Genomic DNA, 24,860 nt, shown 5'->3' with positions numbered 1-24,860 from the left:
GCATGAACGTCCTGCTGATCTCCCAGTGCGACAAGCGTGCTCTGACCGAAACCCGTCGCATCCTGGACCAGTTCGCTGAGCGTCGCGGTGACCGCACCTGGCAAACACCCATCACCCAGGACGGCCTGGACACCTTGCGTCGCTTGCTGCGCAAGACCGCCCGCAAGAACACTGCCGTGGCCTGTCACTGGATCCGGGGCATCGATCACTCGGAATTGTTGTGGGTGGTGGGTGACCGGCGCCGATTCAACGAACAAGGGGCGGTGCCCACCAATACCACTCGACGCAATGTGCTTCGCAGTGCCGATGAGAATCAATTGCACAGCGGTGAGCTGATTCGGCTACTGGCCGACATGGCGGGCCTGATGCACGACCTGGGCAAGGCCACCGAAGCTTTCCAGGCGCGCCTGTGCGGCCAGTTGGAGGGCCGCAATCTGATCCGGCATGAGTGGGTCTCGCTTCGCCTGCTGGAGGCCTTTGTCGGCAGTGACGACGACGCCACTTGGCTGGGGCGGCTGGCCTGTCCCAGTGCCGAAGACGATGCTCGATGGCGACGGGAGCTGCGTTGCGACGGGCTCCGGGGTCACTTCGATTCGCCCTTCAAGACGCTGCAGAACGCGCCACTGGCGTCGGCACTGGGCTGGCTCGTTGTCACCCATCACCGGCTGCCGGCCTTGCCCAAAAGCAGGGAGGAGAACGACAGATTTCAGATGTCACGCCTGCGAGGTCTGCTCACCCAAGTGCAACCAGACTGGAATGAACAGGCGTTTGATCAGGCCGAACCGGCCGCCTTCGCGCCCTACTGGCACTTCCCGCAGGGCCTGCCCGTCAGCAGCGCAGCCTGGCGCCGTCGAGCCAGCCGCATCGCAGGGCGCCTAGCCGACTGGCGAGCCCGTCAGCCTGGAGAGCCCGCTGCAGATAGCCTGCTGAACAACCCGTTCGTGATGCACCTGAGCCGGCTCAGCCTGATGTTGGCCGATCACCACTATTCCCGCTTGCAGGGCGACAGCGCCGAGCGAGTGAAAGGCGACGCTGACCACCCCTTATGGGCCAACACCCTGGAGGGTGGCCGCCCGAACCAGCGACTCGACGAGCATCTGCTGGGCGTGGCCCAGCACGGCTCGGAAGTGGCGCGCTTCCTGCCCCGACTGGCCACGCACCTGCCTCGCCTGGGCGCCCACAAAGGGCTCAGACAGCGCACGCGCGACGAACGCTTTCGCTGGCAGGACAAGTCGGCCGAACTGGCTGCCGCTTTGCGTGAACGTGCCCAACAGCACGGCGCCTTTCTCGTCAACATGGCCTCCACCGGATGTGGCAAGACGCTGGCCAATGCCCGCATCATGTATGCACTGGCCGATCCCACCCAAGGCCTGCGCTGTGCCTTTGCTTTGGGCTTGCGAACGCTGACCTTGCAGACGGGTCAGTCGTTCCGCGCCATGCTCGGACTGGGAGATGACGACCTGGCCATCCGCGTGGGTGGCTCGGCAAACCGCGCCTTGTTCGAGTTTTTCGAGGGCTTGGCCGAGGCGCGAGGGTCGGCCTCCGGGCAGGCGCTCCTGGAGGAGGACAGCCACGTGCTGTTCGAAGGTGCGACCGACCAGCACCCCCTGCTGCGCCGTGCTGTGGCTGACCCTGAAGTCAGCAAGCTGCTGTTGGCGCCACTGCTCGTGTGCACCATCGATCACCTCACCCCAGCCACCGAGAGCCAACGTGGAGGCCGACAGATCGCCCCCATGTTGCGCCTGATGAGTGGAGACCTTGTGCTGGACGAGCCCGACGACTTTGATCTGGCCGATCTACCCGCACTCACGCGGCTCGTGCATTGGGCCGGACTGCTGGGCGCACGAGTGCTGCTGTCTTCGGCCACCTTGCCGCCGGCCCTCATCCAGGGTCTGTTCGAGGCCTACCGGAACGGTCGCCACCACTTTCAGCGCAACTGCGGCGCCCACCCGGGGGGCGCCGACATCCCACCTGTGGTCTGTTGTGCATGGGTGGATGAGTTCAACCAACAAGCGCAGGACTGCCCTGATCCCGCCAGCTTCGGCCGCGCCCACGCTCAGTTTGCCCAACAGCGCCACACCGAACTGGCCAGGCTGGCGGCTCAGCCGCGGCGCCGCGCAGCGCTGCTGTCAGCGCCCAAGCCGCCCCAACCAGGGGCCAAGGACATCGCCACCCTGGCTGCCGTCTGGGCGCCGGCCATGCTGGCCGCCGCGGCGAGCCTGCACCAGCAGCATCACAGCGTGGATCCCGTCAGCGGCCACCGCGTCAGCTTCGGCCTCGTCCGCATGGCCAATATCGAACCGCTGTTCGAAGTGGCCCTGGCCCTGTTCCGCCAACCGGTGCCACCTGGCTGCCGAGTCCACCTATGTGTTTACCACTCCCGCCACCCACTATTGATCCGTTCGGCGATTGAGCAGCAGCTCGACCGCACTCTGAACCGACATGACCCATCGGCCGTGTTCTCGCTGTCGGACATTCGCCAGCGGCTGGATACAGCGCCCGAGCTCGATCAGCTCTTCATCGTGCTCGGCTCGCCCGTGACTGAAGTGGGTCGGGACCATGACTACGACTGGGCCTTGGTGGAGCCCTCCTCCATGCGCTCCCTGATCCAACTGGCCGGCCGCGTTCGTCGGCACCGGCGCGGGGCGGTGGAAAGCCCCAATCTGCTGGTCTTCGACCACAACCTGCGTCACTTCCGCGAACCTGGACGTGCGGCCTTCCGTCGCCCCGGTTTCGAGACGGACGGGCCCGCGTTCCACCTGAGCACCCACGATCTGCACGCTCTGCTGCGCCCTGAGGAACTGGCTGCCATCGACGCCCGTCCCCGTATCGTGCCGCCACCGGTGCTACAAGCCCAGCAGCGCCTGGTCGACTTGGAGCATGCCCGGCTGCACAAGCACATGCTGCCCAGCGTCGCACCAGCGCACACGCCCGCTGGAGGGCTGATGAGCCGTGCCCGCAGCCAGGCGGCAACAACGCCGCCAGCACTCGAGCTCAATGCCAGTACCTGGTGGCATGCCGCCCCGCAAGACGCCACGCTCACCGCGGTGCTGCAGCGCGCCCAGCCCTTCCGCCAGGAGCCGTCGCCGCCAGACGTGACCTTGGTGCTGCTGCCAGACGAGGACGGAGACGATGTCCTGCTGCACCGCGTGATCGAGGGCCCCAAGCGGGGTCAGAACCTCTACGTGCCCATCGATCGCTCCCTGCACCACCGTGTGCCGGACGATGCCGTGCGCGGTGACCGCATGGAGGTTTGGGGCACCACCGACTATCTTGGCGCATTGGCCGATTTGGCCCTGGCGTTGGACCTGCCTCTCGATTCTTGCGCCAAGCGATTTGGAACGGTCGCCGTGCCAGGCGACCAGCAGGAGGAAGGCTGGCGCTACCACCCAGCGCTGGGCTTTGCGAAACGGAGGTGAAGCACACACGGACTATTCAAACGCACCACCCGACCTCAACTTTCAGGGAGAACTGAATGTCACCACCAGACCCTATGCGATCCGCGTCGATCCGAGCCGCACTGCAAGCGCACATCACAACACGCTTGAACAACGTGCTGTTGAAGATCACTGGAACAGATGCAGCTGCCGACAAGGAGCGAAAGAAGCAGCAAGATTTCTATCAGCTCCAGTCCCTTCTGGAAAAGGGCGCGGAATGCGTTGATCAGATTCAGATCGCCACACACATCTTGAAGGCGGTTCATCCCGATACGAAGGTTCGGAATGCAACCAACCTGAACGTAGACTGCGCTGGTCTGCCCGAACTGCCCTGGGTGGGATCGCATGTCCTGGGTACCTACGTAGATAGAGACGCTACCGGCAATGGCGCCTTTAACAAGTTGGTCTACGAACTATTCCGTCTACTGTCGGTTCCTGTCGACGGACAGAGCGTCCTGGCATGGCTAAAGGAGGGTGACGCTGACGCTGTCGCCGCCCTCAGCAATTCGGCGGAGGGTGCAACCAAGGTTGCCTTCAAGCTGGCGAGCATCGATGTGCCACGTTGCCCACATCCGTCCTCGCATCCGCTGGCCAAGCAGCTCTACTGGCCGGTGGGCGATGATCCGCACGACGACACGGGCTACCACTTGCTGGCCCCGCTGTATCCCACTTCTCTGGTCCATCGCGTCTACCAGACGCTGCAAGACGACCGCTTCAGCGAAGAAGCCAAGTCCGCCCGCGAGGCCCGGAAGGCGGAGCGTTGGCACGAGCGACCGGTGCGGGAGTACCCGCACCTGGCCATTCAGAAGCTGGGTGGCACCAAACCGCAGAACATCAGTCAGCTGAACAGCGAGCGGCGGGGCGACAACCTGCTGCTGGCCTCGCTGCCGCCGGTGTGGCGTTCAGCAGAGGTCCGCCCCGTGTTGGGCACGGCCTCACTGTTCAAGGTCTATCGCCACCGGCCAGAAGTGCGCCGACTGACGCTACTGCTGCGCCGCTTCCTGGAAGGCGATCCTGCGAGCAATCAGGCCACCCGCACCCAACGCGATGAGTGGGTGGAGGCTCTCCTGGAAGAGCTGATGCTGTTCACCGCTGAGCAGCAGACCTTGGAACCAGGTTGGTCGACAGACCCGCGATGCGAGCTGCCAGCCACTCATCGCGTCTGGCTGGATCCTGATGGCGGGACCGACCCGGTGCCTGATCTGATCGACGCGCTGGCACAGGACTTCGCCAACTGGCTCAACCACGAGCTGCGTGACCCGCTGCCCCTAGGGGACCCCGAGTATTTGCACTGGCGCGCGCAGGCCCGCGAACTGTTCAAGGCCATGGAGCGGGAGGGTGTGCTGTGAGCCAAACCAATCTGCCACATCGCGGTCTTTTGCTGCTGCCGCACATCCGGGTGCAAAACGCCAATGCCATCTCCAGCCCGCTCACCTGGGGCTTCCCGGCCATCACCGCCTTTACCGGCCTGATGACTGCACTGGAGCGCCGATTGGGCCCGCAAGCCGGCATCAACCTGCTGGGCGTAGGCGTGGTGTGCCATGGCTTCGAGGCGCAGGTGACAACGGATGGCTATACACGGGCCTTTCACCTCACCCGCAACCCCGTGCTGCAGGATGGCAGCACCGCAGCCATCGTGGAGGAAGGCCGCGTTCACCTGGACATCAGTCTGGTGTTCGAGGTGAGGCTGGCGGATGGGCTGCTCAACGACGCCGCGCGTGACACCCTGGCGGAGCACGTTGCAAGAACCTTGGCCGACATGCGCCTGGCAGGGGGCAGCGTCATGCCGCCTTTGGCCTCCAGCAAACGGCGTCCGACACGGCCCTTGCTGGCTTTGGTCCCCGACGACTCAGAGGAGCAACACCAGCAGTTCCGCCGGTTGGCACGGCGTTTGGTGCCGGGCTTTGCGCTCATTGCACGCGACGATCTATTGGATCAACAACTGGTCGAGCTGCGTGCCCGAAGTCCCCAAGCCAGCACGCTGGATGCCTGGCTGGACTTGGCCCGATGGACCAGTCGGCCGGTTGAGCGCTCAGCCGCTGATGCCGAGGACCAGCCGGACAGCCACACGGCCTGGCAGACCGACCCTCGTCCGGGCTGGATCGTGCCCATACCGGTTGGCTTTGCCGCGCTGTCACCGCTGCTGCCAGCGGGCAGCGTAGCAGGCGCGCGCGACATGGCCGTGCCTTTCCGATTCGTCGAAACCATCTGGTCCATCGGACAGTGGATCAGCCCTCATCGCTTGCGGCGCCTCAACGACCTCATTTGGCAAAGCGGCCACGACCACCGTTCGGAACAGCCCAACGACCACGGGCTGTACCGCTGCTTCATCGATACCTCGGCCACATCGGCCACCCCCATCTGAACACCCAGGGAGATCACCATGGCAACCAAGGAAATCACTCTCAAGACCGCTTCTGTGCTCGCCTTCGAGCGCAAGCTGGACCCCTCCGACGCGCAGTTCTTCGCCGGCACTTGGGACAGCCGAAGCAACAGTGCAGGCTGGGCCCCGGTCAAGATCAATGAGAAGTCCGTTCGGGGCACGATCTCCAATCGGCTCAAAACCAAGGATCAGGATCCAGCCAAGCTAGATGCCGCCATTGAAAACCCCAACCTGCAAACCGTGGACGTGGCAGCCCTGCCCGCCGACGCGGATACGCTGAAGGTCAGCTTCACGCTACGCGTGCTGGCCGGCATGGGCTTCCCATCCGCCTGCAACAACGCCGACTACCAGACCAAGTTGCTGAGCACGGTGAAGGGCTACGTGGAGGCACAGGGCTTCACCGAACTTGCCCGGCGCTACGCCCACAATCTGGCCAATGCACGTTTCCTCTGGCGCAACCGAGTGGGCGCCGAGCAGGTAGAGGTTCACGTTGTTCACCTGGCGCAAGGCCAAGCGGCCCGAACCTGGGTGTTCGACGCTCTGAGCCTGCCACTGCGCGATTTCTCGGCGCCGGCAACCACAGAATCGGAACTGGGCGCCTTGGCTGCGCTGATCGCTCAAGGCCTGGCCGGCAGCAGCCACGTGCTGCTGCAAATCACGGCCTATGCCCGAGTTGGTGCTGCGCAGGAAGTCTATCCCTCGCAGGAACTCATTCTGGACAAGGGCAACAGCAAGAAGAGCAAGACGCTTTACCACGTCCAGGGCGTGGCAGGCATCCACTCTCAAAAGCTCGGCAACGCCCTGCGCACCATCGACACCTGGCACCCCGATGTGGCCGAGTTGGGACCCATTGCCGTAGAGCCCTACGGCTCGGTGACCACGCTAGGCAAGGCCTGTCGAAAGCCGACCGACAAGCTGGACTTCTACAACCTGTTGGACAGCTGGCTTCTCAAGGACAAAGTGCCATCAGTGGAACAGCAGCATTTCGTCATGGCCACGCTGATTCGCGGCGGCGTATTCGGCGACGCAAGCAAGGAGTGAGTCGACAATGCATCACTACATCGACATACATCTGCGGCCGGACCCAGAATTCGCAGAGCATCAGTTGATGGCCGCTCTCTTTACCAAGCTGCACCGCTGGCTGGCACTGGTGCAGAGCCGGCAGATTGCCGTGAGCTTCCCCGGCTACTCGGAGTCCCCTGTCACCCTGGGACCAACCCTGCGGCTTCTGGGGCCTGCCGTCGAATTGACGCGGCTCATGGAGCACGATTGGCTCAAAGGCATGCGTGACCATGCCGACGTGCGAGGCATGGCCCCGGTGCCCGCGGAAGCTGTTCAACGCACACTGCGCCGAGTCCAGGCCAAAAGCAGTGCTGAGCGGCTTCGGCGACGTCAAATGCGACGACACAACCTGAGCCATGAAGAGGCACTGCAGCGGGTGCCCGACAGCTGTGCTGAGACCTTGAAACTCCCCTACTTGCGCTTGTCCAGTGCCAGTACAGGACAACGGTTCAAGTTCTTCCTTCGGCTGGGTGCGCCTTGCCCGCAGGCTAGCGGCGAGTTCAATGCCTACGGGTTGAGCACCACTGCGACCGTCCCTTGGTTTTGACCCTTTTTACGCGTTGCCTGGCAAGTGCTTGGGAAACAAGCACTTGCGCAAGGATCCCAGTCTTTGGTGTGCGAGCCTGTCCGCCAGGAAACGTGAGCACTGACAGGTGCTTGGCGCCTCAGACGCCTAGTCCACTGCCGCACAGGCAGCTCAGAAAAACGGCGTGGTTACTGGTTGGTACGCGGGTAAGTCCACTGCCGCACAGGCAGCTCAGAAAGTTGAGGCTCCGAAAGTCGCCGAACAGTTCGTGTCCACTGCCGCACAGGCAGCTCAGAAAATGCCCAACGCTGCCCCCAAGCCCTGCCAGGAGTCCACTGCCGCACAGGCAGCTCAGAAAACACCCAGCAGGCCGAGAAAATCAACGCAACCGTCCACTGCCGCACAGGCAGCTCAGAAAAGCCGGGAGCACCACACCCAGCAGGCCGAGAAGTCCACTGCCGCACAGGCAGCTCAGAAAAGGTCGGGGCCCACGGAGTAGCGCACGGTGCTGTCCACTGCCGCACAGGCAGCTCAGAAATTGCTGTCATCCGGGTGGATGATGAGCGTGACGTCCACTGCCGCACAGGCAGCTCAGAAAACCTGGACTAGTCGGAGTGGATTCTTTTTCCCGTCCACTGCCGCACAGGCAGCTCAGAAAATCACCCGGCTAGCCATCACCCGGCTAGCCATGTCCACTGCCGCACAGGCAGCTCAGAAAAGCGGGGCTGGCGTGCGTGACGCGCTCACCGTGTCCACTGCCGCACAGGCAGCTCAGAAATCAAGCGCAACATGCTGGCGGGCCTGTTCCGGGTCCACTGCCGCACAGGCAGCTCAGAAAACATGCGATCCCGAGACGGGACAACGTGCAGCGTCCACTGCCGCACAGGCAGCTCAGAAAAGCCGCACCAACACGGCCAACGCCGACCGCGCGTCCACTGCCGCACAGGCAGCTCAGAAATATCAAGCCGCGTCGCGGCGCTCGATGTTCTCGTCCACTGCCGCACAGGCAGCTCAGAAAAGTGACGGCCTGCACCCCTCGCGATACATCAAGTCCACTGCCGCACAGGCAGCTCAGAAAACCGTGCCCAGCGCGCCAGCCACCCCGGCCGAGTCCACTGCCGCACAGGCAGCTCAGAAAACCAAGGCGCGGCCAGCGCGACCGGCGACCAAGTCCACTGCCGCACAGGCAGCTCAGAAATCAACGCCTACGCCGACGCCGGCGACCACCTCGTCCACTGCCGCACAGGCAGCTCAGAAAACACAAAGCCGGTGGTGGCCAGGTAGAACACGGTCCACTGCCGCACAGGCAGCTCAGAAATGACCGACGGCGGCTACCTGATCGTCAAGAACGTCCACTGCCGCACAGGCAGCTCAGAAAAGGTAGGCGTTGCCGTCGTTGAAGAGGACGAAGTCCACTGCCGCACAGGCAGCTCAGAAAGGTGTAAGTCCAATCAGCTTCCGGGATCGAGTGTCCACTGCCGCACAGGCAGCTCAGAAATGCTCAGTGCTGGCGCATAGGAGCCACGCAGCGTCCACTGCCGCACAGGCAGCTCAGAAAGTGCTGCTTGGCCTGTAGGGCGGCCTTGAAAAGTCCACTGCCGCACAGGCAGCTCAGAAAACTCGGCCGCGGTGGCCTGGGCCTCCTTCAGCGTCCACTGCCGCACAGGCAGCTCAGAAATTGTCCAGCGCTTCCTTCTCATCCGTGTCGTAGTCCACTGCCGCACAGGCAGCTCAGAAATTCTCGGCCGGTGGCCTGTCGTTCACCCTGGCGTCCACTGCCGCACAGGCAGCTCAGAAATCACTGGGACGCTCGCGGTTGGTGGCCTCACGGTCCACTGCCGCACAGGCAGCTCAGAAAACGTCTCGTACTGGCTGAAGAAGGGCCTGCCAGTCCACTGCCGCACAGGCAGCTCAGAAAAGCACTAGGGGATTCGATGTCGCATCTACGAAGTCCACTGCCGCACAGGCAGCTCAGAAAACATGGTGCCAGCGGAGCCGCTGCGCCAGCAGGTCCACTGCCGCACAGGCAGCTCAGAAAAACGCGGCGCGCAGCACATAGAACGCCAGCCCGTCCACTGCCGCACAGGCAGCTCAGAAAAGCGAGCTGTGGGGCCCCACTGCCCAGCAGATGTCCACTGCCGCACAGGCAGCTCAGAAATGCAGGATGCGGCTGAGCAGGTCACCGGTCAAGTCCACTGCCGCACAGGCAGCTCAGAAAATATGACGCAATAACGCCTATCATCGCGCTCCGTCCACTGCCGCACAGGCAGCTCAGAAAGCCCGAGGGGAGAAGGCCCAGGCTGACACGCTGTCCACTGCCGCACAGGCAGCTCAGAAATACCGGGCCGCGGCGTTTCCCGAATGGTCCGTGTCCACTGCCGCACAGGCAGCTCAGAAACTGAAGAGTGGCGCGACAACAAGGCGGTTGAGGTCCACTGCCGCACAGGCAGCTCAGAAAAGGTCAAGCGCGCGTTTCTGCCAACTGAAAATGTCCACTACCGCACAGGCAGCTCAGAAATCGGTAGACGCCTTGTAGGTTTTGCTCGCTCAGTCCACTGCCGCACAGGCAGCTCAGAAAACACCTTTGTGGTGGCGCTGGAGGCCATACGCGTCCACTGCCGCACAGGCAGCTCAGAAAGAGCGCGACCAGCACACGAGCAACAACGGCACGTCCACTGCCGCACAGGCAGCTCAGAAATTGGGCAGCAGAAGACCTTGTTCGATCGTGCCGTCCACTGCCGCACAGGCAGCTCAGAAAATCTTCCGGCCCTGCCACATCCGCAGCACGTCGTCCACTGCCGCACAGGCAGCTCAGAAAATCCACCCGCGTTGAAACGGCCACGACGACCACGTCCACTGCCGCACAGGCAGCTCAGAAAAAGCGCATGGAAGTCGGCTACGCCGGTGTGCCGTCCACTGCCGCACAGGCAGCTCAGAAATGGCCCGCGGCCAGGAAGGCCTGCACACGGAAGTCCACTGCCGCACAGGCAGCTCAGAAAAGCGAGAAACCGTCGATGCCCTTCCGATGGATGTCCACTGCCGCACAGGCAGCTCAGAAATCTGGAGGCCGCCCCATGGGCCCCAATCCCGCGTCCACTGCCGCACAGGCAGCTCAGAAAAGATGAACTGCGCAAAGCGTCCGGTAAATCACGTCCACTGCCGCACAGGCAGCTCAGAAAACATCAGCACCGAGCTGCCCCCGCGCTACCTGGTCCACTGCCGCACAGGCAGCTCAGAAATCTGTGGGGTGCTTCGGTCAGACGCTTGGTGTGTCCACTGCCGCACAGGCAGCTCAGAAAGATCAACGCAGGGCCGGCAAGCGCCTGGGGTCGTCCACTGCCGCACAGGCAGCTCAGAAATACTGGGACGCCTACCGCGCCGTCAACGCGGCGTCCACTGCCGCACAGGCAGCTCAGAAATCGCCGGTGTCGGCAAACTTTTGGTTCACCTCGTCCACTGCCGCACAGGCAGCTCAGAAATGCACCAGGTCGCGCACGCCCACGTAGTCGGTGTCCACTGCCGCACAGGCAGCTCAGAAAAAAGCAATGGCGCGCCCGAGGTAAGGCGGCCCGTCCACTGCCGCACAGGCAGCTCAGAAATCGCCCGAAACCGTGGCAGTCTGCGTGACCACGTCCACTGCCGCACAGGCAGCTCAGAAAAAATCCCTGGCAGGTGGTCGCCCCCAATGTCAGTCCACTGCCGCACAGGCAGCTCAGAAAGCCGCGGTGCTGATCGTGTGGGCAACGGTCGAGTCCACTGCCGCACAGGCAGCTCAGAAATACATGGGGTAGGGGGAGGTCTGTCTGGTGATGTCCACTGCCGCACAGGCAGCTCAGAAATAGCGAAACGCTCTCACGAGCAAAGGAAAGCAGTCCACTGCCGCACAGGCAGCTCAGAAAGAGGACGATCTGGCAGTACGGCGCTTCGAGCGGTCCACTGCCGCACAGGCAGCTCAGAAAATCGGCGCGCGCCGGCCGGCGCCGGCAGGGTCGTCCACTGCCGCACAGGCAGCTCAGAAAGTGAAGGCCGGCCGCATCCTGCCCGCCCAGAAGTCCACTGCCGCACAGGCAGCTCAGAAAGTGGGCGAGCAGTGCGCCCTGATCAGCCCCGGGTCCACTGCCGCACAGGCAGCTCAGAAAAACGCCGTACATGCGCGCACCCTGCGGCAAACGTCCACTGCCGCACAGGCAGCTCAGAAAGCTGCGTGCCCTCAGCCCATTGACGTTGCTGGGTCCACTGCCGCACAGGCAGCTCAGAAAAGCGTGTCCAGGTTGACCATGTGCGCCAGGCCGTCCACTGCCGCACAGGCAGCTCAGAAAGTGGCGACCGTTCAGATACGCCTGCACGCCCAGTCCACTGCCGCACAGGCAGCTCAGAAATCCCCAGTCGCAGTGCCCGCCTTGGATTTCTCGTCCACTGCCGCACAGGCAGCTCAGAAAAGGCGGCATGCGGCCGGTTTTGATGGCCAGCTGTCCACTGCCGCACAGGCAGCTCAGAAAGTGCATGATGATCGCGGTGGCCATCTTGGCGCGTCCACTGCCGCACAGGCAGCTCAGAAAACATGGCCGATGGCCGCATCTTCATCGGCCAGGTCCACTGCCGCACAGGCAGCTCAGAAAAGCGTGTCTCGGAAGGCCTGGAAGAAGCCCTTGTCCACTGCCGCACAGGCAGCTCAGAAATCGCCCGTCTCGGGGTTGACGTGGTAGCCCTCGTCCACTGCCGCACAGGCAGCTCAGAAAACCGGCTTTGTGTGGTGGTTCGGGGTGCGGCCGTCCACTGCCGCACAGGCAGCTCAGAAAGTGGGCCAGGAGGGCGAGCTGGGCCGCCTGGGGTCCACTGCCGCACAGGCAGCTCAGAAAATCTACACCAGCCCCACGGTGGTCAACGGCATGTCCACTGCCGCACAGGCAGCTCAGAAAATGCCGCCTGCCACCCCACCCAGTGCGCTGAAGTCCACTGCCGCACAGGCAGCTCAGAAAAAGAGAAGATCACCGGACCGCCAAGCGCTGTCGTCCACTGCCGCACAGGCAGCTCAGAAAAGCAGCTGCGCATTGGTCTGGCTGATCTGGGCGTCCACTGCCGCACAGGCAGCTCAGAAAAGCTCCGCGATCTGCTCGCCCGATCCAACCTCGTCCACTGCCGCACAGGCAGCTCAGAAATGTGGTCCACCTACAGCTGGGTCACCGACACCGTCCACTGCCGCACAGGCAGCTCAGAAAATGCCGGTGATGGAGCCTTGCAGGGCGCCGGCGTCCACTGCCGCACAGGCAGCTCAGAAAAGCAGGGCGGCACGCTCGGGCTCGGGTAGCGCGTCCACTGCCGCACAGGCAGCTCAGAAATCGGCGCGCTTGTCGCCGCGGGCGGTGGTGTCGTCCACTGCCGCACAGGCAGCTCAGAAAGTGAAGCGAACCACGGCATCACGCACGACGATGTCCACTGCCGCACAGGCAGCTCAGAAAATCCCGACCGACATGCGGGGCAAGGTCCAGCCGTCCACTGCCGCACAGGCAGCTCAGAAATTTTCCCCTCCTCTCGGCACGTCGCGCATCGCGTCCACTGCCGCACAGGCAGTTCAGAAATTGAGCACACGACGAAACGAGGCCAGAGAGCCGTCCACTGCCGCACAGGCAGCTCAGAAAATGCTGCGCGGGGTGATCGTGGCATCGATCGCGTCCACTGCCGCACAGGCAGCTCAGAAAGTCTGGGGCGCGATGTTCCTGTATCGCAAGTTGTCCACTGCCGCACAGGCAGCTCAGAAAAGGCAGCGCAGCGCACCGCCGACCAACGCGGCGTCCACTGCCGCACAGGCAGCTCAGAAACTCGCCGTCCAGCAGGCGCTGCAGGTTGCCCGGTCCACTGCCGCACAGGCAGCTCAGAAACGCAAGGGGCCGCAGCATGAGCCGCCCCACCGAGTCCACTGCCGCACAGGCAGCCCAGAAAGGCGACGACGACCCCGAGAAGCTGGCGCGCAAGTCCACTGCCGCACAGGCAGCTCAGAAAGTCGCCGGGGGAAGGCATCATGGGACGACCTAGTCCACTGCCGCACAGGCAGCTCAGAAAATGACCACCGCCCAACTGCGATCCGTCGCCACCGTCCACTGCCGCACAGGCAGCTCAGAAATCTTGCAGCAGTTGGAACTGCGCGGCAGCCATGTCCACTGCCGCACAGGCAGCTCAGAAATGAACGCCATGCGCACCTGCGTGATGCGCGTGGTCCACTGCCGCACAGGCAGCTCAGAAAACCGACCGCGCTGGGCATGTGTGCTCGACCGCGTCCACTGCCGCACAGGCAGCTCAGAAATAGAACTTATCGCGCGGCAGGACGCCGCTTTTGTCCACTGCCGCACAGGCAGCTCAGAAAACCAGGCCCAGCGCCATGCGCCAGCGCTGATAGTCCACTGCCGCACAGGCAGCTCAGAAATACCGCATCACGCTGAACGGCCGCGAGATCACGTCCACTGCCGCACAGGCAGCTCAGAAATGCAGGAAGGTGCCCATGGCGTCAGCCGCCATGTCCACTGCCGCACAGGCAGCTCAGAAAATCGCCCAGTAGCTGCCCGGCGGTTTCGGCTCGTCCACTGCCGCACAGGCATCTCATAAAGCTTCGCGCATTTCTCGCCCAGGCACAGCGCCAGGCACAGCCGGATGATCGCCACGATAACCATGACTGGCCGCGGAGGCCGGACCGAACCAATCTTCCGGACACCAGCTCGTTGGTATCAGCGACTGCGCGCGTCACCTCAGCGCGCAGGCGTCACATCAATCACCGGCGCCGTGTTCTAGCGGCGTTCCCGCCTAACCTCATCGATCTCGGCCTGGATTTCCTCTTCGGTCAGTTGGCTGGCTCCGCTGGCTGCGGCGCTAGCCTGGATCGCCCTCACCTGGTCGCCCATGCGGCTCAGGCGTATTGCCCGCAACTGCTTTTCCAAGGCCTCCGGTTCGGTGTGAAGCAGCAGCGCGAACGGCTTGCCGTTGCGCGTGATCACGAACTCCTCACCCGCTTCCAGCCGCTGCCAGATATCGGCTGATTGCGCGCGCGTTCGCGCGCGGTCACATAGTCCATGACGGTCCTCAAACAGGTGTCCATCGAATGCGCCACTGTGGCCACTCATGCCAGACGCCGCCACGCCCCATGCTCTGGTCGCACCACTCCCAGACACAAGACCCTTGGCCGAAGGCGTGTGCCAGCTGCTGGACCGAGTCCACCGTCGGCCACCAAACGCCGGCCGGTAGTCGGCCAATTCTGCTGTCGCTGGACAACAGTCCCAACTTCCCCGCGACTTTCCTGGCCGCACTTTGCCTGCCTGAGCCACTGCGTTCCGTGGCTCCAGGTGAAATCCCCTGGCCTGGTGTCAGGCCGCAAATAACAACCCCAGCCGTAAGTAACGGAAACTCGATCAGGGGGGATGCCGTCGTCTCCGGGGAAAGACCCTGATTTGTGACACCCCCCTCTTGCCCTTATAAAGAATTCGCCTGCGGTCTGGGTCTGCATCAGGACCCGCCTGTCGGCCCGGCCATCAGCCGGGCAGGGCTGCCGGCGTCCCCCCTGCACCCCCGCTTCTCTTTCCGTGGCCGACGCGCGTTGCCGGCGAGGGGTGGCTTGTCGTGATTCGAGGAGTCCCATGTCCCGCACGCTGAAGGACCTGCTGGCGCAAGGCGCCGAAACTGCCACCGCGGTGTCCGCGCCCGGGCGCCCCGCGCTGAGCCATGGCGGCCTGCGCCGTCTGATTGATGCCACGCTGGCGCGTCTGAACGCACTGGGCTTGGGCCGCAATGACCGCGTGGCCATCGTGCTGGACAACGGCCCGGAGATGGCTACGTGCTTCATCGCCTGCGCCAGCGGCGTGGCCAGCGCGCCGCTGAACCCGGCCTACCGCGCCGACGAGTTCGAGTTCTACCTGTCCGACCTGAACGCCAAGGCGCTGATCGTGGCGCGCGGCAGCACCTCGCCCGCGGTGGAGGTGGCCGTCAAGCTGGGCGTGCCGGTGCTGGACATGATCAGCGACCCCGCCCAGCCCGCGGGCCTGTTCACACTGGAGCCGCGCGAGGCCCGCGCCGCCGCAGCCAGCGCCAACGGCGGCTATGCCCAGCCCGAGGACATCTCGATGGTGCTGCACACCTCGGGCACCACCTCGCGGCCCAAGATCGTGCCGCTGTCGCAGGGCAACCTGGCGGCGTCGGCGGTGCACATCGCGCGCACGCTGCAGTTCACGGCGCAGGACTGCGGCCTGAACATCATGCCGCTGTTCCACATCCACGGCCTGATCGCCGGCGTGCTGGCGCCGCTGTCGGCGGGCTCGCAGGTGTTCTGCACGCCGGGCTTCAATGCGCTTAAGTTCTTTGGCTGGATGGACGAGGCCAAGCCCACCTGGTACACCGCCGTGCCCACGATGCACCAGGCCATCCTGGGCCGCGCGTCGAAGAACGCCGACGTGATCGCGCGGCATCCGCTGCGCTTCCTGCGCTCGTCCTCGTCGTCGATCCCGCCGCAGGTGATCCGCGAGCTGGAAGACGTGTTCAAGGCGCCGCTGATCGAGGCCTACGGCATGACCGAGGCCACCCACCAGATGTGCTCCAACCCGCTGCCGCCCGCAGTGCGCAAGCCGGGCACAGTGGGCCCGGCGGGCGGCCCCGAGGTGGCCATCATGGCCCAGGACGGCACGCTGCTGGCCGCCGGCCAGACCGGCGAGATCGTCATCCGCGGCCCCAACGTCACTGCCGGCTACGAGAGCAACCCCACCGCCAATGCCGAGGCCTTTGTGGGCGGCTGGTTCCGCACCGGCGACCAGGGCGTGATGGACGCCGACGGCTATGTGTCGATCACCGGCCGGCTGAAGGAAATCATCAACCGCGGCGGCGAGAAGATCAGCCCGCGCGAGGTGGACGAGATCCTGATGGACCACCCCGCCGTGGCGCAGGTGGTGTGCTTTGGCATGCCGCACCCCAAGCTGGGCGAAGAGGTGGCCGCGGTGGTGGTGCTGCGCGAGGGCCACGAAGCCACCGAGCGTGACTTGCAGGCCTTCGTGGCCAGCCGCGCGGCCGATTTCAAGGTGCCCAAGAAGGTGCTGTTCATGGCCGAGATCCCCAAGGGCGCCACCGGCAAGCTGCAACGCATCGGCCTGGCCGCCAAGCTTGGCCTGGGCTGAGCGCTCTTGCTTCCCCCGGATTCGTTCTCCTACTTGAGAGAGGTTCCATGAAGACGACACGACAGACCTTGAAGCGGTGGCAGGCCGGCGCGGTGGCGCTGGCGGGTGCGTGCATCAGCCTGGCGGCGTCCGCCTGGGAGCCCAGCAAGCCGATTGAGTTCGTGGTGCCGGCGGGCACCGGGGGCGGCGCCGACCAGATGGCGCGCTTCATCCAGGGCGTGGCCGCCAAGAACAAGCTCACCACGCAGCCCATCGTGGTCGTCAACAAGTCCGGCGGCGCGGGCGCCGAGGGCTTTCTGGATGTGAAGAACGACAAGGGCAACCCGCACAAGATCGTCATCACGCTGTCCAACCTGTTCACCACCCCGCTGGCCACCGGCGTGCCCTTCAACTGGCGCGACCTGACGCCGGTGCAGATGCTGGCCCTCGACCAGTTCGTGCTGTGGGTCAACGAGGAGTCGCCGCACAAGACCGCCAAGGCCTACTTCGACGCGCTCAAGGCTGGCACGCCCAACCAGTTCAAGATGGGCGGCACCGGCTCGAAGCAGGAAGACCAGATCATCACCGTGATGATGGAAAAGGCCGCCGGCAAGAAGATGACCTACGTGCCCTTCAAGGGCGGCGGCGACGTGGCGGTGCAGCTGGTGGGCAAGCACATCGACTCCACGGTGAACAACCCGATTGAGGCCGAGTCGCACTGGCGCGCCGGCAAGCTGCGCGCGCTGTGCGTGTTCGACAAGGACAAGCTGCCCTACAACGACAAGGTCACCGCCACCCAGTCCTGGGGCGACCTGCCACCCTGCGCCAGCGCCGGCATCCCGGTGGAGTACGTGATGCTGCGCGGCATCTTCATGCCGCCGGGCGTCACCCCCGAGCAGACCAAGTACTACCTGGACCTGTTTGCCAAGGTGCGTGCGCTGCCCGAGTGGAAGGAGTTCATGAACAAGGGCGCCTTCCGCCAGACCGCGCTCAGCGGCCAGGCCTTCTTCGACTGGCTGGGCCAGAACGAGCAGATGCACCGGGTGCTGATGAAGGAAGCGGGCTTCCTGGCCCAGTGATCCCCAGCCGCCCGGCACTGCGCCGGGCCGAGGAGACAAGATGACGGACGCAACGGAGTCCGACGGCGAACGCGTCGTCGGCGTCCGCGGGCCGGAGGTCGGCGTGGCCGCGCTCCTGTTCGCCGTGGGCGCGCTGGTGGTGACCGACAGCCTGCGCGTGGGCATTGGCTGGGCCGACGATGGTCCGCGCTCAGGCTACTTCCCGTTCTACGTGGGCCTGCTGCTGATGGGCGCCAGCGCCTGGACCATGCTGCGCGGCTTGATGGGCAGGAGCCCGCTCAAGCCGGTGTTCGCCCGCCGCACCGAGCTGGGCCAGGTGCTGGCGGTGCTGCTGCCCATGGCGCTGTACGTGGGGCTGATCGCGGTGCTGGGCATCTATGTGGCCTCGTTGCTGCTGATCGCCTACTTCATGAAGCGCCATGGCGGCTACGGCTGGGCGCTCACGGTGGCGGTGGCGGCCGGCGTGCCTGTCGCCTTCTTCCTGCTCTTCGAGCGCTGGTTCCTCGTGCTGCTGCCCAAGGGCCCGCTCGAGGCGGCGCTGGGTTTCTGAGGCACGGCCATGGACGACTTCAGCAACCTGATGGGCGGCTTTGCGGTCGCCATGACCGGGCCCAACCTGCTGTACATGCTGGTGGGCATTCTGCTGGGCGTGCTGATCGGCGTGCTGCCGGGGCTGGGCGGCGCCAATGGCGTGGCCATCCTGCTGCCGCTGACCTTCAGCATGAACCCGACCTCGGCGATCATCATGCTGAGCTGCATCTACTGGGGTGCGCTGTTCGGCGGGGCGATCACCTCGATCCTGTTCAACATCCCGGGCGAGCCCTGGTCGGTGGCCACCACCTTTGATGGCTTCCCGATGGCCCAGCAGGGCCGCGCCGCGCAGGCGCTCACCGCGGCCTTCACCTCGTCCTTTGTGGGCGCCTTCTTTGCGGTGCTGCTGATCACCTTCCTGGCGCCCTGGCTGGCCAAGTTTGCGCTGAAGTTCGGACCGGCCGAGTTCTTTGCGGTGCAGTTGCTCACCTTCTGCAGCTTCGTGGGCATGAGCAAGGAGCCCCCGATGAAGACCATCGCCGCGATGATGCTGGGCTTCGCGCTGGCCGCGGTGGGCATGGACACGGTGACCGGCCAGCTGCGCATGACCTTTGGCGTGCCCGAGCTGCTCAAGGGCTTTGACTTCCTGATCGCGGTGATCGGCCTGTTCGGCATTGGCGAGATCCTGCTGACCATGGAAGAAGGCCTGGCCTTCAAGGGCAAGAGCGCGCGCATCAGCCCCAAGGTGGTGTGGCAGACCTGGGCCGAGATCGCCAAGCACTGGAAGGTCTTCCTGCGCTCCACCGCCATCGGCTGCTGGATGGGCATCACGCCGGGCGGCGCCACACCCGCGTCCTTCATGGGCTATGGCGTGGCGCAGCGCTTCTCTAAGAACCCGCAGCAGTTCGGCAAGGGCGCAATCGAGGGCGTGGTGGCGCCCGAGACCGCCGCGCACGCTGCCGGCACCTCGGCGCTGCTGCCGATGCTGACGCTGGGCATCCCCGGCTCGCCCACCGCCGCGGTGCTGCTGGGCGGTCTGCTGATCTGGGGCCTGCAGCCCGGGCCGATGCTGTTCGTCGAGCAAAAGGACTTTGTCTGGGGCCTGATCGCCAGCATGTACCTGGGCAACCTGGTGGGCCTGCTGGTGGTGCTGACCACCGTGCCCTGGTGGGCGGCGCTGCTGCGCATTCCGTTCTCGGTGATCGCGCCGGTGATCATCGTGATCTGCGCCATCGGCGCCTACACCGTGCACAGCTCGATGTTCGACGTGGTGCTGATGCTGGTGTTTGGCGTGCTGGGCTACTTCTTCAAGAAGCTGAAGTACCCGCTGGCGCCGCTGGTGCTGGCGCTGGTGCTGGGCGACATGGCCGAGGCCAGCTTTCGCCAGGCGATGCTGCTGTCGCAGGGCAGCCTCGGCATCTTCTGGTCCAACGGCCTGGTGGGCTCGATCGTGGCGCTGGCGCTGGCGATGCTGGTGTGGCCGCTGCTGAGCTTTGCGCGGCAGACGCTGCGGCGGCGAGAATTGCGCCCCGCGGCATGAGGACCCTGAGATGAAGATCGCTGTTGTCGGCGCCGGTGCGATCGGCGGCTACCTGGGCGCCAAGCTGGCCATGGCCGGCGAGGACGTCACCTTCATCGCCCGCAACCGCAACCTCGAGGCGATCCGCGCGAATGGCTTTCGCCTGATCCTGGAAGACGGCACCGAGGAACACGCCCCCACCGCCAAGGCCGTGCAATCGATGGCCGAGGCCGGCCCGCAGGACGCGGTGCTGCTGACGCTCAAGGCCCACCAGGTGCGCGACGTGCTGCCCGATCTGCGCGCGCTGTTCGGTCCGCAGACCATGGTGGTCACGATGATCAACGGCATCCCCTGGTGGTACTTCCACAAGCTGGGTGGCGCCTATGAAGGCCGGCAGCTGGAGAGTGTGGATCCGGGCGGCCTGATCGACACCCACATCGAGCGCGAGCGCCTGATCGGCAGCGTGGTCTACCCGGCCAGCGAGTTGGTCGAGCCCGGCGTGGTGCGGGTGATCGAGGGCAACCGCTTCACGCTGGGCGAGCTCGATGGCGAGCGCACGCCGCGCATCGAGGCGCTGTCGCAGGCGCTGATGCGCGCCGGCTTCAAGGCGCCGGTCAGCCGCGACATCCGCTCGGAGCTGTGGATCAAGCTGTGGGGCAACCTGAGCTTCAACCCGATCTCGGCGCTGACCCACGCCACGCTGGAGCAGATCTGCCGCTTCGAGCCCACGCGCGCGCTGGCCGCCGCGATGATGCGCGAGGCGCAAACCGTGGCCGAGGCGCTGGGCGTGCGCTTCAAGATCTCGTTGGAGCAGCGCATTGCCGGCGCCGAGGCGGTGGGCGCACACAAGACCTCGATGCTGCAAGACGTGGAGCAGGGCCGCGCGCTCGAGCTGGAGGCGCTGGTGGGCTCGGTGGTGGAGCTGGGCCGCATCACCGGCACGCCCACGCCCACGATCGAGGCCATCTACGCCACCACGCGCCTCCTGGCGCAGTCGCTGGCCACGCAGCGTGGCCGCCTGCAGCTGCAGCCGCTGGGCTGATCAGCCAAAGGTGTTGACCAGGCGGCCGATGCCGTCGATCTCCACCGCCACCTCGGTGCCCGGCTTCATCGGCAGCACGCCCAGCGAGGTGCCGCACAGGATCACGTCGCCCGGCTCCAGCGTCATGTCCTGCGACAGCCGGGCCACCAGCTCGTGCGGCGGAAAAATCATGTCGGCCAGCGGGTAGTTCTGCCGCTCGCGCCCGCCCACCAGCGTGCGCACCGACGCGCTGGCAGCGTCGAAGTCGGTCTCGATCACCGGCCCGAACACCCCAAAGCCATCAAAGCCCTTGGCCCGCGTCCACTGCGCAAAGGCCGGGTCGCGGTGCAGCAGCTCGATCGCCGTCAGGTCATTGGCGCAGGCGTAGCCGAAGATGTGCTCGCGCGCCTGCTCCGCCGTGACGCCGCGCGCCCGGCGCCCGATCACCACCGCCAGTTCGCCCTCATAGGCCACGCGCCCCACCTCGGGCGGCGGCGCAGCAATCGCCTGGCCATGCGCCGCATAGCTGTTGGGCGTCTTCACAAAGTACAGCGGCTCGGCGGGCACCGCCCAGCCGTTCTTCTCGGCCGCCGCACGGAAGTTGTTCCACAGCGCCAGCATCTTGCCGGGCCGGCAGGGCGTGAGCCACTGCAGATCCGTCAGCGGCAGGCGCTGGCCGGTGGGGCGGTGCTCGCCGAACAGCTCGCCCTCAAACACCAGCAGGGCATCACCATCGAGCGTGCCAAATAGCTCCTGGCCGTTCAGGCGGGCGCGCATCCACTTCATCGGTTCTTCTCCAGCGGTGGCTCTGGGTCTCAATGCGGGGTGGGGTCAGCGCAGCACGGGCCCCTGCACCTCGCCCATCTGCCACCACAGAAAGCTGAACATGTCGGCCACCTGCTGGTCGAACTGGTTGGCGGTGCTGCCGATGCCGTGGCCGGCCTGGGCGTCCAGGCGCAGCAGCACCGGCTTGCCGTTCGGATTGGCGGCCTGCAGGCGGGCGGCGGTCTTGCTGCTGTTCCACACCTCCACGCGCGGGTCGTTCAGGCCGTGGATCAGCAGCACCGCGGGGTAGGCCACGCCGTCCCGGATCTGGTGGTAGGTGCTCATCTCGAGCAGGGCCTTGAACTCGGCCGGGTCCTTGACGGTGCCGAACTCCGAGATGTTGGTGATGCCGTTGGCGGTGAACTCGGCGCGCACGTTGTCAAGGCTGCCCACCTCGTAGACGGCGGCCGCGAACAGCTCGGGCGCCTCTGTGGTGGCGCGGCCCACAAAGATGCCACCGGCGCTGCCCCCGCTGATGGCCAGCTTGGCGGGGCGGGTGATGCCCTGACCGATCAGGTACTTCGCCGCGGCGATGCCGTCCTTCCAGGTGTTGGGCTTGGTGGTCTTGAAGCCGGCGCGGTGCCAGGTGTCGCCAAAGGCGCCGCTGCCGCGCGCGTTGACGAAGGCCAGCACGCCGCCCTTTTCCAGCCAGGCCAGGTTGCGGCGGCCGTAGTGGGCTTCGATGGAGAAGCCGTAGGCGGCGTAGCCCTCCAGCAGCGTGGGGCGCTGGCCGTCCAGGGCCAGGTCGGCGCGGTGGACGATGGCCAGCGGCACTTGCACGCCGTCGTGGCTGGGCACCATCACCTCGCGCGCCACCAGGGCGGGCGCGCCCTTGGGCAGGCGCGCGGGCAGCAGGCCGGTGTCCAGCGGCGGGCCGTCGGCCTGGGTGCGCAGGATGCGCGGCGGCGCGGTCCATTCGCTGGTGCGCAGCCAGATGTCGTCGGCGCGGCCCAGGTCGGTCACGGCCTCGTGGTAGCCGCTCAGGCCGGGCGTGAGGGGTGCGGCCACGGTGCCGTCGGCGCCCACGCGCATCAGTTGCTGCGAGAAGCCTTGGCTCACGGTCACCAGCAGGCCGTCGGGGCGCGGCAGCAGGCGCTGGAGCACGCCCTGGTCCGGCGCGGTGACGGCGGTGCGGGCGTCGGCCAGGGTGTCGCCGCGCGCCAGATCGAGCGCCAGCCAGCGGCCGCGCGGGGCGTTCTTGCGGGTGCGCAGGTAGAGCCGGTCGCCGTCCAGCGCCAGGTCGGTGACCTGGTCAGCGGCGGTGACCAGGGCGCGCCAGCGCGCGCGCGGGCGGCCCAGGTCGGACAGCGGGGCCACGAAGATGCGGCCCTCGGGCACCGTGGTGTCGGTGGTGCGGGCCACCATGAAACGGCTGCCGGCCTGGAACTGCACGCCGGCCACGTCCAGCCGGTCGATGCCCAGGTCGTGGCGCAGCAGGCGGCCGAAGATGGGCTGCGGCTTGGCCTCGCCCAGGCGCTGCAGGTAGACCGTGCTGTCCAGGTAGAACTCGGTGGGGTCGGCAGAGGGCGGCAGGCGGCGCAGCTGGTTGTAGGTGAGGGCGCGGCTGTCGGGGGTCCAGTGGACCAGGGCCTCTTGTACGCGCGGCACCGGGCGGATGCGCTCGCGGGCGGTGTCGGTGTCGATGACGTGCAGCCAGGCGTCCTCGGAGCCGGCGGCCGACAGGCCGTAGGCCACCAGGCGGCCATCCCAGGACGGCATCATGTAGTTGATGGCGTGCGGCACGCCGCCCTTGCGGCGGGCAATGCTGTCGGGGTCGACCAGCACGCGCTCGGCGCCGCTGAGGCGGTCGCGCACCATCAGCTTGAACTGGCTGCTGCCCTCGGGGCGCTTGAGGTAGAACACGCGGCCGCCGCGCACACGCACCATGGCGCTGATGGCGTCGCCGCCGCTCTGGGTGAGCTCCGCGATGCGCGCGGCCAGGGCGTCGCGGCCGGCGATGGCGGCCAGGGTCTGGGTGGCGTACTCGCTCTGCGCCTTCAGCCAGGCCTGGGTGGCAGGGTTCTTCAGATCCTCCAGGTCGCGGTAGGGGTCGTGCACCGCCACGCCGTGGTAGGTGTCCACCACGTCGCGCACGGGGGCGGCGGGTGGGCGGGCGTCAGCCACGGTGCTCCCGGTGGCCAGCAGAAGCAGGGTGTAGCACGCGGCGCGGCTGAAGAGTGCAGTGCATGTCATGAGGCTCCCTTGTGCCGGGTCAGTGGCCCGGTCGGCCGACGATGCTAGGACAAGGCCCGTGCCGATGCATCACCTAGAACCCGCGACGCTGAGCGTGTCTGGTTATGCGCTGACGGTATAGCGATAGGCTGATTTCGTTGTTGGGATGCGCGCCAGAGCTTTTGATAATGCGCTTTCCGATGAACGCGCCCCGTCCAGGCGTTTGCCCGCATGAACTTTCAGCAGCTGCGCTCCGTGCGTGAAGCCCACCGCCGCGCCTTCAACCTGACCGATGTGGCCGCTGCGCTGCACACCTCGCAGCCCGGGGTGAGCCGGCAGATCCGCGAGCTGGAGGACGAGCTGGGCGTGGAGATCTTCGTGCGCGCCGGCAAGCGCCTGACCGGGCTGACGGCCGCCGGCGAGCGCGTGCTGCCCTGGGTGGAGAAGCTGCTGCTGGACGCCGAGAACCTGCAGCGCGCGGGCGATGATTTCCGCCTGGGCGATGCCGGCGTGCTGAGCATTGCCGCCACCCACTCGCAGGCGCGTTTTGCGCTGCCGTCGGCGGTGCATGATTTCCGCGCCACCCACCCGCAGGTGCAGCTGCAGATGCACCAGGGCTCGCCGGCCCAGGTGGCGCAGATGCTGCTGTCGGGCGTGGCCGACATCGGCATTGCGTCGCACTACCTGGCCGAGGCGCCCGAGCTGGCGGCCCTGCCCTGCTACCGCTGGAGCCACGCGGTGGTGGTGCCGCCGGGGCACGCGCTGCTGGACGCACCGCTGACGCTGGAGCGCCTGGCCGCCTACCCGGTGATCACCTACGAGGCCGGCTACACCGGCCGCGGCAGCATCGACGACGCCTTCACCCGTGCCGGTCTGCGGCCGCAGGTGGTGCTCAGCGCGATGGACGCCGACGTCATCAAGACCTATGTGGAGCTGGGCCTGGGCGTGGGCATCATCGCCGCGATCGCGTTTGATGAGCAGCGCGACACCCACCTGCGCGCCATCGACGCGCGCCAGCTGTTCGCGATCAACACCACGATGGTGGGCGTGCGCCGCGGCAGCCTGCTGCGCCGCTACGCCTATGACTTCATCACCGTCTTTGCGCCGCACCTGACGCGCGAGGTGGTGGAGCAGGCGCAGGCGGCGCCGGCGGGCGCCACGCCGGCGCCGCTGTGAGCCC

14 protein-coding genes and 1 CRISPR repeat array are annotated in these 24,860 nt (G+C 65.9%); of the genes, 11 read left to right on the top strand and 3 right to left on the bottom strand.

What is annotated here, in order from left to right; all coding sequences use genetic code 11:
- The first annotated feature begins 2 nt into the window (after positions 1–2).
- The 5 genes from cas3f to cas6f all read left to right on the top strand — a co-directional run bounded on the left by cas3f (position 3) and on the right by cas6f (position 7,429).
- On the top strand, positions 3–3,419 hold the full coding sequence (gene cas3f / locus KAK06_RS12700; RefSeq protein ID WP_210802482.1) for a type I-F CRISPR-associated helicase Cas3f: 3,417 nt from the start codon (positions 3–5) through the stop codon (positions 3,417–3,419).
- Between the two features lie 134 nt (positions 3,420–3,553).
- Positions 3,554–4,786, top strand: a complete 1,233-nt coding sequence (gene csy1 / locus KAK06_RS12695) for a type I-F CRISPR-associated protein Csy1 (protein ID WP_310741085.1) — start codon at positions 3,554–3,556, stop codon at positions 4,784–4,786.
- Complete coding sequence (gene csy2 / locus KAK06_RS12690) at positions 4,783–5,802, top strand: type I-F CRISPR-associated protein Csy2 (RefSeq protein WP_310741082.1); 1,020 nt, start codon at positions 4,783–4,785, stop codon at positions 5,800–5,802. The genes csy1 and csy2 overlap by 4 nt, the downstream gene beginning before the upstream one ends.
- Positions 5,803–5,820: 18 nt before the next feature.
- Positions 5,821–6,861: a type I-F CRISPR-associated protein Csy3 gene (gene csy3, locus KAK06_RS12685; protein ID WP_210802480.1), complete on the top strand. Its 1,041-nt coding sequence runs from the start codon at positions 5,821–5,823 to the stop codon at positions 6,859–6,861.
- A gap of 7 nt (positions 6,862–6,868) precedes the next feature.
- A complete protein-coding gene (cas6f, locus tag KAK06_RS12680; protein ID WP_210802479.1) occupies positions 6,869–7,429 on the top strand; it encodes a type I-F CRISPR-associated endoribonuclease Cas6/Csy4 in 561 nt (186 codons plus the stop codon).
- Between the two features lie 129 nt (positions 7,430–7,558).
- Positions 7,559–14,009: direct repeats of the CRISPR family, unit length 28 nt; unit sequence GTCCACTGCCGCACAGGCAGCTCAGAAA.
- Between the two features lie 178 nt (positions 14,010–14,187).
- On the opposite strand, the gene KAK06_RS12675 is transcribed toward cas6f, so the two are convergent.
- Complete coding sequence (locus KAK06_RS12675; protein ID WP_210802478.1) at positions 14,188–14,520, bottom strand: type II toxin-antitoxin system Phd/YefM family antitoxin; 333 nt, start codon at positions 14,518–14,520, stop codon at positions 14,188–14,190.
- Positions 14,521–15,030: 510 nt separating this feature from the next.
- On the opposite strand from KAK06_RS12675, the gene KAK06_RS12670 reads away from it, so the two are divergent.
- From KAK06_RS12670 to KAK06_RS12650, 5 genes are read left to right on the top strand one after another with little or no spacing between them, the layout of a single operon-like run.
- Positions 15,031–16,554 (top strand): acyl--CoA ligase, encoded by a 1,524-nt coding sequence (locus tag KAK06_RS12670; protein WP_210802477.1) that lies wholly within the window; start codon positions 15,031–15,033, stop codon positions 16,552–16,554.
- A 47-nt stretch (positions 16,555–16,601) separates the two neighbouring features.
- Positions 16,602–17,612, top strand: a complete 1,011-nt coding sequence (locus KAK06_RS12665; protein WP_210802476.1) for a Bug family tripartite tricarboxylate transporter substrate binding protein — start codon at positions 16,602–16,604, stop codon at positions 17,610–17,612.
- A 40-nt stretch (positions 17,613–17,652) separates the two neighbouring features.
- Complete coding sequence (locus tag KAK06_RS12660; protein ID WP_210802475.1) at positions 17,653–18,162, top strand: tripartite tricarboxylate transporter TctB family protein; 510 nt, start codon at positions 17,653–17,655, stop codon at positions 18,160–18,162.
- Between the two features lie 9 nt (positions 18,163–18,171).
- A complete protein-coding gene (locus KAK06_RS12655) occupies positions 18,172–19,683 on the top strand; it encodes a tripartite tricarboxylate transporter permease (RefSeq protein WP_210802474.1) in 1,512 nt (503 codons plus the stop codon).
- Between the two features lie 10 nt (positions 19,684–19,693).
- Positions 19,694–20,704, top strand: coding sequence for a 2-dehydropantoate 2-reductase (locus tag KAK06_RS12650; RefSeq protein WP_210802473.1), 1,011 nt, complete (start codon positions 19,694–19,696; stop codon positions 20,702–20,704).
- Here KAK06_RS12650 and KAK06_RS12645 read toward each other — a convergent pair whose 3' ends face one another.
- Positions 20,705–21,469, bottom strand: coding sequence for a fumarylacetoacetate hydrolase family protein (locus tag KAK06_RS12645; protein ID WP_210802472.1), 765 nt, complete (start codon positions 21,467–21,469; stop codon positions 20,705–20,707).
- A 45-nt stretch (positions 21,470–21,514) separates the two neighbouring features.
- Entirely contained in the window at positions 21,515–23,701 is a 2,187-nt protein-coding gene (locus tag KAK06_RS12640; protein WP_210802471.1) for a prolyl oligopeptidase family serine peptidase, read from the bottom strand.
- A 210-nt stretch (positions 23,702–23,911) separates the two neighbouring features.
- Here KAK06_RS12640 and KAK06_RS12635 point away from each other — a divergent pair, with 210 nt between their 5' ends.
- Positions 23,912–24,856 carry a CysB family HTH-type transcriptional regulator gene (locus KAK06_RS12635; RefSeq protein WP_210802470.1) on the top strand — a complete coding sequence of 315 codons (945 nt, stop codon included), beginning with the start codon at positions 23,912–23,914 and terminating at the stop codon, positions 24,854–24,856.
- The last annotated feature ends 4 nt before the right edge of the window (positions 24,857–24,860 follow it).

It is taken from the genome of Ideonella aquatica (genome assembly GCF_018069755.1).
Taxonomy (GTDB): Bacteria; Pseudomonadota; Gammaproteobacteria; order Burkholderiales; family Burkholderiaceae_C; genus Ideonella; species Ideonella aquatica.
The sequence above is the reverse complement of the archived record's forward strand: the minus strand, read 5'-3'. Positions and strand labels throughout refer to the sequence as shown.

Coding starts and splice junctions, on each gene's coding strand:
- KAK06_RS12675 (WP_210802478.1), bottom strand. CDS start 14,520: ATGAGTGGCCACAGTGGCGCATTCGATGGACACCTGTTTGAGGACCGT.
- cas6f (WP_210802479.1), top strand. CDS start 6,869: ATGCATCACTACATCGACATACATCTGCGGCCGGACCCAGAATTCGCA.
- KAK06_RS12670 (WP_210802477.1), top strand. CDS start 15,031: ATGTCCCGCACGCTGAAGGACCTGCTGGCGCAAGGCGCCGAAACTGCC.
- KAK06_RS12650 (WP_210802473.1), top strand. CDS start 19,694: ATGAAGATCGCTGTTGTCGGCGCCGGTGCGATCGGCGGCTACCTGGGC.
- KAK06_RS12655 (WP_210802474.1), top strand. CDS start 18,172: ATGGACGACTTCAGCAACCTGATGGGCGGCTTTGCGGTCGCCATGACC.
- KAK06_RS12645 (WP_210802472.1), bottom strand. CDS start 21,469: ATGAAGTGGATGCGCGCCCGCCTGAACGGCCAGGAGCTATTTGGCACG.
- KAK06_RS12635 (WP_210802470.1), top strand. CDS start 23,912: ATGAACTTTCAGCAGCTGCGCTCCGTGCGTGAAGCCCACCGCCGCGCC.
- KAK06_RS12660 (WP_210802475.1), top strand. CDS start 17,653: ATGACGGACGCAACGGAGTCCGACGGCGAACGCGTCGTCGGCGTCCGC.
- cas3f (WP_210802482.1), top strand. CDS start 3: ATGAACGTCCTGCTGATCTCCCAGTGCGACAAGCGTGCTCTGACCGAA.
- KAK06_RS12640 (WP_210802471.1), bottom strand. CDS start 23,701: ATGACATGCACTGCACTCTTCAGCCGCGCCGCGTGCTACACCCTGCTT.
- KAK06_RS12665 (WP_210802476.1), top strand. CDS start 16,602: ATGAAGACGACACGACAGACCTTGAAGCGGTGGCAGGCCGGCGCGGTG.
- csy3 (WP_210802480.1), top strand. CDS start 5,821: ATGGCAACCAAGGAAATCACTCTCAAGACCGCTTCTGTGCTCGCCTTC.